Origin of the sequence: Bacillus sp. JJ1474, assembly GCF_036965225.1 — a bacterium.
Classification (GTDB): Bacteria; Bacillota; Bacilli; order Bacillales; family Cytobacillaceae; genus Cytobacillus.
Window position 1 is genome coordinate 595 of record NZ_JBALPC010000188.1, and the last position, 9,715, is coordinate 10,309.

The 9,715-nt window shown below is 35.9% G+C and carries 9 protein-coding genes; 8 read left to right on the top strand and 1 reads right to left on the bottom strand.

Annotated elements, in window-relative coordinates; translation table 11 throughout:
• The 8 genes from V7164_RS20465 to V7164_RS20500 all read left to right on the top strand — a co-directional run.
• Positions 1–668, top strand: a 668-nt coding sequence (locus V7164_RS20465; protein WP_335355085.1) for a M50 family metallopeptidase, incomplete at its 5' end; no start/stop codon positions are given.
• Between the two features lie 54 nt (positions 669–722).
• Positions 723–1,565, top strand: a complete 843-nt coding sequence (locus V7164_RS20470) for an oxidoreductase (protein ID WP_335355086.1) — start codon at positions 723–725, stop codon at positions 1,563–1,565.
• Positions 1,566–1,749: 184 nt separating this feature from the next.
• Positions 1,750–2,877, top strand: coding sequence for a metallophosphoesterase (locus V7164_RS20475; RefSeq protein ID WP_335355087.1), 1,128 nt, complete (start codon positions 1,750–1,752; stop codon positions 2,875–2,877).
• A 209-nt stretch (positions 2,878–3,086) separates the two neighbouring features.
• On the top strand, positions 3,087–4,193 hold the full coding sequence (locus V7164_RS20480) for an ABC transporter ATP-binding protein (RefSeq protein ID WP_335348371.1): 1,107 nt from the start codon (positions 3,087–3,089) through the stop codon (positions 4,191–4,193).
• Positions 4,183–4,986: an ABC transporter permease gene (locus V7164_RS20485; RefSeq protein ID WP_335355088.1), complete on the top strand. Its 804-nt coding sequence runs from the start codon at positions 4,183–4,185 to the stop codon at positions 4,984–4,986. The genes V7164_RS20480 and V7164_RS20485 overlap by 11 nt, the downstream gene beginning before the upstream one ends.
• The gene (locus V7164_RS20490; RefSeq protein WP_335347847.1) at positions 4,983–5,786 is read left to right on the top strand and encodes an ABC transporter permease; all 804 of its coding nucleotides are present in this window, start codon (positions 4,983–4,985) and stop codon (positions 5,784–5,786) included. The genes V7164_RS20485 and V7164_RS20490 overlap by 4 nt, the downstream gene beginning before the upstream one ends.
• Positions 5,783–6,856: an ABC transporter substrate-binding protein gene (locus V7164_RS20495; protein ID WP_335347846.1), complete on the top strand. Its 1,074-nt coding sequence runs from the start codon at positions 5,783–5,785 to the stop codon at positions 6,854–6,856. Before V7164_RS20490 ends, V7164_RS20495 begins: the two co-directional genes overlap by 4 nt.
• Positions 6,857–6,957: 101 nt before the next feature.
• A complete protein-coding gene (locus tag V7164_RS20500) occupies positions 6,958–7,725 on the top strand; it encodes a divergent polysaccharide deacetylase family protein (protein ID WP_335347849.1) in 768 nt (255 codons plus the stop codon).
• 616 nt (positions 7,726–8,341) lie between these two features.
• Here the strand turns inward: V7164_RS20500 and V7164_RS20505 are convergent.
• Positions 8,342–9,580, bottom strand: coding sequence for a HAMP domain-containing sensor histidine kinase (locus V7164_RS20505; RefSeq protein ID WP_335348514.1), 1,239 nt, complete (start codon positions 9,578–9,580; stop codon positions 8,342–8,344).
• Positions 9,581–9,715 lie beyond the last annotated feature (135 nt).

The following is a 9,715-nucleotide window of genomic DNA, read 5'->3' on the forward strand; positions in this document are numbered from 1 at the left end:
AAAAAATTACTTGGAAATTCTGTTTATTTATCGTCATAGCTATTATTCTAACAAATATTCCGTTCCTAGGCAGCTATATACGCATGATTAATACTTTAATCCATGAATCGGGACACGCTTTGATTGCCCTATTTGGAGGAAAGGTTCATACTATATCTTTATTTATGAACACAGAAGGGGTAACCTATACAAGTCATACGAACTGGTTTGGCAGCTTTTTTACCGGAATAGCAGGATATGTTTTTTCATCATTTATCGCCTTTTTATCCTTTTGGTTCATTAGCAAGAAACAATATAAACCCCTTATTATTATTTTGCTTCTATTTGTTGGCTTAAACCTGCTGCTTTGGGTTAGAAATTTTTATGGTATATTTTGGCTTATTTCCTTTGGCGCATTATTTATTCTGTTATTATATAAAGGTTCCGTATCATTTGTACAAAATTGCTTATTGATTATAGCTAGTATTCTTTTAGTAGAATCACTAACATCATCTTTTACCATCCTCATGCTTAGCTTTATTCAGCCACATGCAGCAGGGGATGCTACAGGTTTAGCAAAAACAACTATGTTTATTCCTGCTCAATTATGGGGATTATTCTTTTTTGCTCAAGCGATCTCCTTTATAGTTGCAGGGTTAAAGAATGGTATTTACCGAATTGACAAATAAATGGAATGTGAGCTAAATACAAAACAACGATATCTTCTTGAAAGGAGATAACATTTGAATAGAAAAATCGCCGTTATTACAGGAGCATCAAGCGGCTTTGGGCTTCTAACAGCTATAGAGCTCGCTAGAAATAATTTCGATGTCATAGCGACCATGAGAGATACGAATAAAAGCAAAACGCTTTTATCCGAGGCGAGATTAAATGGAGTTGAAGGAAATATTACAGTTGCTGAGCTCGATGTTGCTTCTCAACAATCCATTGAAAAATTAAAGCAATTTATTGAAAAAATTGGCTGTATTGATTTGTTATTTAATAATGCCGGGTATGCAAGTGCAGGCTTTGTAGAAGAAATTCCTATTGAGGAATTCAGAAAGCAATTTGAGACAAATTTCTTCGGAGCGATTGCTGTAACTCAAAGCTTTTTACCACTAATGCGCAGTCAAGGAAAAGGGATCATCATCAATATGAGCAGCATCAGCGGGAGAATGGGATTCCCTGGCATGTCTCCCTATGTCTCTTCTAAACATGCTCTAGAAGGTTGGAGCGAATGCCTCAGACTTGAAATGAAGCCATTTGGCGTCAAGGTTGTTTTGATCGAAGCAGGATCATATAAGACTAATATTTGGTCAAGCGGGAAGCATGTTACGGAAAGATCATTGCATGTAGAATCTCCTTATTATCATTATATGAAACAGATTCAACAATATATTGACAATGGGTCAGAATCATTCGGAGATCCACGAGAGGTAGCTAGGAAGATTACGAATATAGCCGAGGAGCATGATCCTCAGTTAAGATACCCAATTGGTAAAGGGGTAAAATGGAGCTTATTTTTGAAGAATATGCTCAAATGGACATTTTGGGAAAAGGCCTTTCTAAAAATCTTAAATAGGTAACCGTTTCAAGATGATAGAGCATGTTCTATCATCTTTTTTTATATACGTGAATTGATCCACANNCCACATCATTTGCTACATGTCGATTATTCGTAATTTAGGGAAAATTAACTAATTCGATAAAATCCGATTATTATTCCTTAAATTAGAGAAAATAAGAAAACATATAGTAAGGGGTGTTTGGATGAAAAGAATAAAAGTGATCATTCAATTCATACTGATCATCAGCATTTTGCTCATTGCCTTAAATCGGACAGACGCCAAAGAGATCATGGAATCTAGCTTGCGGCTTCGAATTTTAGAAACAACAGATTTGCATGCACATATGTTAGGGTTTGATTATAAAAAAAATAAACCGAATCTAGAATTCGGATTAGCCAGAACTGCATCACTTATCAAGCAAGCTCGGGAAGAGGAGATTAATTCACTGCTTTTTGATGTAGGTGATGTACTTGTAGGAAGTGCTCTAGATGAATATGTGTATAAAACCAACTATTTGGACGATCATTACTTTCATCCTGTATTTAAAGCGATGAATGGACTTAATTATGATGCGGCAACAGTAGGAAATCATGAATTCAATCATGGATTAGATTTTTTGCACAAAAGCTTGCGAGGAGCCAATTTCCCATACGTAAATGCCAATATTTATATAGATGATCAAAATCAATACGATGGCGATGATCTTAATTATTTCAATCCGTTTTTGATCTTAGATAGAAACTTTATTGATACTAACGGAAATAAACAAAAATTAAAGGTTGGTGTTCTTGGCATCCTTACCCCTATTGCAGCTGAATGGGACAAGAAGTATTTTCAAGGTAATTTAAAGATAAAAAATATCCAGGAAACAGCTGAGCATTTTGTACCAATTATGAAAAATATGGGTGCAGACATAATAATCGCTCTTGCACATGTTGGATTAGATCCTGACAAAGGTTTAAAGGAGAAAGAGGGGAATTCTGTATACTTTTTAAGTAAAGTAGTAGGGATCGATGCTATTTTATACGGTCATACTCATTTAATTTTCCCTGGGAAGGACCTCTATAGTGTAAATGATGAAACAGGAACTATAAATGGGGTCCCGGCTGTACAAGCTGGCTATTGGGGAAATCATCTTGGCATCATAGATCTAGAATTAATCAAGATGAATGGAAAATGGTTTGTTAATAGCAGTCATTCAATGGTAAAACCAGTGTTCCAGACCATTAATGGAAAGACCATTCCATTAGTCGAAGAGGATGACCAGATTGTAAGAGTGATGGAGCCTATACATCTTGAAATACAAAGGTTTATCCAAAATAGTAAATAGATTACACACCTCCTGCACATAGTTAACATATGAGTAGGAAGCCTTTTTTTACAAGAGGTATTCTCTAGACAATATTTTCAAAAAACATCTCCCATCAATGCCTAGGAATATGGTATTATAACGTTTGAATGTCTAAATGTTATTATTCGATTTTTTTCGATAAAATGCGTTGCATGATTTGAAATTTTTTTTTGATAGAAGGAGATAAAATGACAAATAACACTATAATCCGTTTTGAGCATGTAACAAAACAATATGATGATGATCCTCCTGTTTTGAAAGAGGTAAGCTTTGAGATTGAGAGAGGGAAATTCTATACTCTACTCGGTCCATCCGGCTGCGGAAAAACAACCATATTACGGCTGATTGCAGGATTTATTGAGCCTTCATCTGGAAAGGTATTTATTAATGAAAAATTAGTCAATGAAGTGCCGGCCAATAAACGCCAAGTCAACACTGTATTTCAGGACTATGCGTTATTTCCGCATTTAAATGTATTTGAGAATGTAGCATTTGGACTTAGAATTAAAAAAATTAAAAATATTGAAGTAGACCGAAGAGTAAAGGAAGCACTTCGATTTGTGAATCTTGAAGGCTATGAAAATCGTGAAATAAGAGAAATGTCAGGCGGTCAGCGTCAGCGTGTAGCCATTGCAAGAGCCATTGTCAACGAACCGGAAGTCATACTACTCGATGAGCCATTATCAGCGCTAGATTTAAAACTTCGTACAGAAATGCAGTACGAGCTTCGTGAGCTCCAGCGCAGATTGGGCATTACGTTTATCTTTGTTACCCATGACCAAGAGGAAGCACTGGCGATGTCTGACGAAATTTTTGTTTTGAATAACGGAAAAATCGAACAGAGCGGAACGCCAACTGATATTTACGATGAACCGATTAACCGATTTGTTGCTGATTTCATTGGAGAATCGAATATTGTACCAGGGACGATGATTAAAGATTTTTCTGTCCAGTTTACCGGGAAAACCTTTGATTGTGTGGATGGCGGCCTAAATCCAAATGAAGCCGTGGATATTGTGATCCGTCCTGAGGATTTGGAAATTACTAAGCCAGAATCAGGGAAACTAAGGGTTAAAGTAGATACTCAGCTTTTCCGCGGTGTTCATTATGAAATTAGCTGCTATGACCAGGATGGAAATGAATGGCTTGTTCATTCAACGAAAAAGGCAAATGTAGGGGAAGAAATAGGGCTGTACTTTGATCCTGAAGCCATTCATGTCATGAGACATGGAGAAACAGAGGAAGAATTCGACAAACGTTTAGAAGCATATGAAGAGGGAAGCTATGAAAACTAACTCTCGTAATCTGTATTTAATCCCTTATGTTATTTGGATTCTTTTGTTTGTCGTAACACCCATTCTTCTCGTTGTATACTATTCGTTTTTTGATATTGAAGGGCATTTTACTTTTGATAATTACAAAAAGTTCTTTACGCCAGTCTATCTGAAGATGACAATTAGTTCATTTTGGTATGCATTTTTAATTACATTTTTTGCCTTTATTATTGCTTATCCAACAGCCTATTTACTGACAAAAACCAAGCATAAGCAGTTATGGCTATTATTAATTATTCTTCCTTCGTGGATTAATTTATTGTTAAAAGCTTATGCGTTTATTGGTATCTTTGGCACATATGGTGCTGCGAATAGCTTTCTTGAGGTAATGGGGGTTGGCAGCAAACAGATATTATTTACAGATTTCAGCTTTATCTTTGTTTCTGTTTATATCTTTCTGCCATTTATGATTTTACCGATCTTTAATGCGTTAGATGAATTAAACCCATCACTCATTGATGCATCTAATGATTTAGGTGCTTCACCCTGGACAACTTTTACCCGTGTTATTTTCCCATTAACGCTGGATGGAGTTAAGTCAGGATGCCAAGTCGTGTTCATTCCTGCACTTTCATTGTTTATGTTAACAAGACTTATTGCTGGTAACCGTGTTATCACCCTCGGAACAGCCATCGAACAGCATTTCCTCGTCACTCAAGACTGGGGAATGGGCTCAACGATCGCTGTCTTCCTAATTATTGCCATGGTACTCATTATGGTACTCACTGGTAAACGAAAGAGGGGGATCCTATGAAGAAAAAGACAAAGCTTTCAGCAATCTATTTGACCATAGTATTTCTAATTTTGTATGCCCCTATTTTTTACTTAATGTTTTATTCATTTAATAGCGGCGGAAATATGTATCAGTTCGAAGGATTCACCCTTGATTGGTATCGCGAGCTGTTCGGAGATACAAGACTTTTAATTATTGTTTTAAACACAGCGATTATTGCCCTTTTATCAGCGGCTATTTCTACAATACTAGGTGTTGCCGGTGCACTTGCGATTTATTTTGCTAGAAGAAGAAGAGTAAAAAATACACTTCTTTCACTTAATAATGTTCTAATTGTCAGTCCTGATGTTATCATCGGAGCGTCTTTTTTAATATTGTTTACAATTATTGGTATTAAACTAGGGTTTGTCTCTGTATTATTTGCCCACATTGCCTTTAGTGTTCCAATTGTGGTGATTATGGTACTGCCAAAAATTGAAGAAATGAACATATCCATGATATATGCAGCTCTTGACTTAGGTGCAAGCAGATGGGATGTCCTAACTAAGGTGATTCTGCCTTTTATTACCCCTGGTATTTTCGCAGGTTTCTTCATGGCTTTAACATACTCTCTAGATGATTTTGCCGTTACATTTTTTGTAACAGGTAATGGGTTTACGACATTATCTGTAGAAATCTACTCACTTGCAAGACGTGGAGTTTCATTAAACATTAATGCCCTATCTACCTTATTGTTTATTTTCACGATGCTGTTAGTAGTCGGTTATTACTTTATTACGAAGCGTAATAATCGTCCGGCTGGAATGGGGGTTAAGAAATGAAACAGCTTGTCCGTGCCTTAGCAGCTGTACTCATTGTTTCAATTGGTTTAATTCTTTTTGTCAATAAACTAAATTCTGCTCAAGGGTATTCAAGTGGAAATACACTGACGATATTTAACTGGGGAGATTATATTGACCAGGAACTTATAAAACGATTTGAAAAAGAAACCGGGATTAAGGTCATCTACGAAACATTTGATTCAAATGAAGCGATGCTGACGAAAATTGAGCAGGGTGGAACTTCTTATGATATAGCCGTTCCGTCTGAGTATGCAATCGATAAAATGAGGCAAGAAAATTTACTTATCCCGATTGATCATTCAAAAGTGCCGAACCTTCAATATATCGATTCACGATTTATGGATTTGCCTTTCGATCCAAGAAATGAATATTCAATCCCTTACTTTTGGGGAACAGTCGGAATCGCGTATAATAAAGAGATGCTAGGTGATTTAGAAATAACTAGTTGGGATGATTTATGGGATCCAAAGTTCAAAAATCAGATATTAATTATTGATGGTGCTCGAGAGGTAATGGGAATGGGCTTAAATAGCTTAGGCTATTCTTTAAATGATACAAATGAAAAACACCTTATCGAAGCGAAAGAAAAGCTTGATTTGTTAACGCCGAATATAAAAGCGATCGTAGGGGACGAAATTCGGATGTTGTTAGAAAATGGCGAAGCTGGTATTGGCCTTGTCTGGTCCGGAGTAGCTCAAGAAATTATGTGGGAAAATGAAGATGTTGAATATGTCGTTCCAGAAGAAGGCTCCAATCTCTGGTTTGACAATATGGTGATTCCAAAGACTTCTAAAAATCCGGAAGCCGCACATCAATTTATTAATTTTATTCTTGATCCAGAAGTTGCCGCACAAAACACAGAGTATGTTGGGTACTCAACACCTAATAAAGGGGCACTCGAATTTATGGATGAAGAAGTCATTAGTGATGAGCGCTTCTATCCGGATGAAGAAATGACAGCCAAGCTCGAGGTATACGAAAACCTTGGAAAAAGAATGCTTGCCTATTATAATGATCTATTTTTAGAATTTAAAATGCACAGAAAATAACAGAAAACTGACTAGCTAAATGGCTGGTCAGTTTTTTTATTTTGCATTCATTTTTTTCTCTAAAAATGGAGAGTTTATTAAAAAGGGGTGATTCTAAGATGTTGCGGTTTATATCGATTATAGTGCTAGTTTTTACAATGACAATGCCAATGGAAACTGCATCTAAAACGGAAAAAAAGGAACTTGCTATCGTCATCGATGACCTTGGAAATAACATGAAGGGAACAGATGAAATATTAAAACTTCCAGTTACATTGACTGCTGCCATCATGCCATTTATGCCAACTTCTAAACGGGATGCAGAGTTAGCAATGAAAAATAATCATGAAGTAATTGTACATCTGCCAATGGAGCCGAAAAAGGGAAAGAAAAGCTGGTTAGGACCGGGCGCCATTACTACAGATTTAAATGATGAAGAAATAAGACGGAGAGTTGTGGCGGCAATTGAGGATATCCCTCATGCTGTGGGGATGAACCACCACATGGGTTCCAAAGCAACAGAAGATGAACGAGTCATGAAAATTGTTTTAGAGGTTTGCAAAGAATATGGATTGTATTATCTTGACAGTAAAACAACTGGAAAAAGTGCGATTCCAAAATTAGCCAATGAGATGGGAGTTCCTTATTTGGAAAACAATCTTTTTTTTGATGATATATATACAATTGAGCATATTACGAAACAGGCCAATTTATTAGCAGGAAAACTTAATAAAAGTGATCGGCTAATTGCAATTGGTCATGTAGGAGTAACCGGTACAATGATGGTAGACGTATTAGAGGAATTTATTCCCGTTTATCAAAATAGAGCAAACATTGTTCCGTTATCAGACATGATACCGGAGCTTGAATTGATTGATAAAAAGTTGTGATCATCTAAGCTGGAAACAAAATAAAAAGACCGCCCACATTCCGATCTGGTTAGTCCCGCAACGAAGCGAAATGAGAAGAGGTGGACGGCCTTGAGAATAGTATATGATGTAAATTAAAAATGATGCAAAACAAGTCCAGATTTGAAAAAAACTGGCTTGTTTTTTATTTTCTCAAGAGTAATTGTGGAATATTATGATAATTTAGCTGGCTTTACAGTATGTTAATTTGTGATTAATATTTCTTGGGAAAGCGCAAATTCAGACATTTCCTGAGTTGTGCCGTCATAATATAGCGCAATTTGCCGATAAAGTGAAACTTCAATCAGTGGAGGTTTCCGACGCACAGTATGTGGTAGTGCAAACAATGACATTAGGCAGCGGCAATTTATTTCAGCCTCATTCCCACTGATTGTTAGTTGCGGCCCACAGGATGTGGGTCACACAGACGTTGCCACAGGACGTGGCGTTCTTAGTCTGTGTTCCTATAATCGGGCCTTTACGAGCTGTTGATCCCCACTAAGAAATTTTTGTTTTACTCAACTTTTTGAAGTGGGGGTCTTACAGCCCGTTAATCTGCGATAACAGTGAAAGTTGTCGTGACTTCCACCTTTTTCTCTTATTTTTTCAGTGGAAAATGGATCGTAAAAATGGTGCCTTCGTTTTCAATACTTTCTATTTCATATTCGCCTTTCAATCGTTTAATTATATCAAAGGAAATCATTAATCCAAGTCCGGTTCCCTTTGTTTTAGTAGAATAATAAGGCTGTCCGAGCTGTTCTAATTGAATGGTCGAAAAACCAACGCCATTATCCTTTATTTCAATGAACGCAATGTCATTTTGCTGATAAACGTTTATATCTATATTTCCTCCATCAGGCATAGCCTCAATTCCGTTTTTAATAAGATTAATGAACAATTGTTTACATTCATTCACATTTCCCGCAATATACAAACTTTCTTCTAACTGAATGTTCATTTTTACATTGGACATAACAGCATATGGTTTCATGAAGTCAGAAATATCTAACATTATATTCGATAAAGGGATCGTCTCTGTAAATTCGCTTATAGGTCGTGCAAGAGACAGAAAATCATTGATAATTTGGTTAGTCCTATCTAATTCCTCTAAGGACAGGGAAATAAACATCCCTTGATTAGAAGTAATATTTTGTTCATTTTTCATTAGCTGCAAGAAACCGCGAATCGTTGTCATAGGATTTCTGATTTCATGGGCAATGGATGCAGCAAGCTGGCTAATAGCATTTAACTTATCTGCTTTTTTCAACTGTTCCATCATTAAAAGTTGAAGCTTATTCATTTCGATTAAATAAATGATTGTAGATAGTGTAATAATGGAAACGATAGAAAACGAAATGAGGTGAAGAAAATCTCCCATTGCTCCAGTTTGCATCAAATATATCGTACGTGTTATAAAAATGAATAAATAAAAAATGATTCCAGTTAATAGCTTGAAAAGTAATTTTTTTCTTATGTAATGTTTATAAACAATAAAAAATAAGATCGTCATAAAGAAATAATTGATTAGGTTCGTTAGGAATTTTGTCATATCGCTAAATAAGGTTAATCCAAGCAGGATGCCAATTGCCATGAGGCCAGTTCTTGGCCCGATATAAAAGAAGGCTATAAAAATTGGGATGAATTTTAAATCAAACTCTAGTCCATCCGTAATTCGCACCGGAAAAAGCGATGATATTAAAAGTGAAAGACAAATAGTAAGAAAAAAGATAAAATTAATTTTATTATTCCTGCATTGACGCGAAAAAATGATATTCACGAGTGGGATAATCATCATGATAAAAAAATGAAAAAGAAGCTCTGCAATAAAATCCTTCAAAAGAACCATTCCTCTAGCCTTAGTTTTGTGTTTATCTTTAAATTAAACGAATGGCACAGTTAATCCTTTAATTATCAAATTTTTTGCCATAATAATTTTTCTTCATAAAGCATCAATATTCGACAAATCCTTATC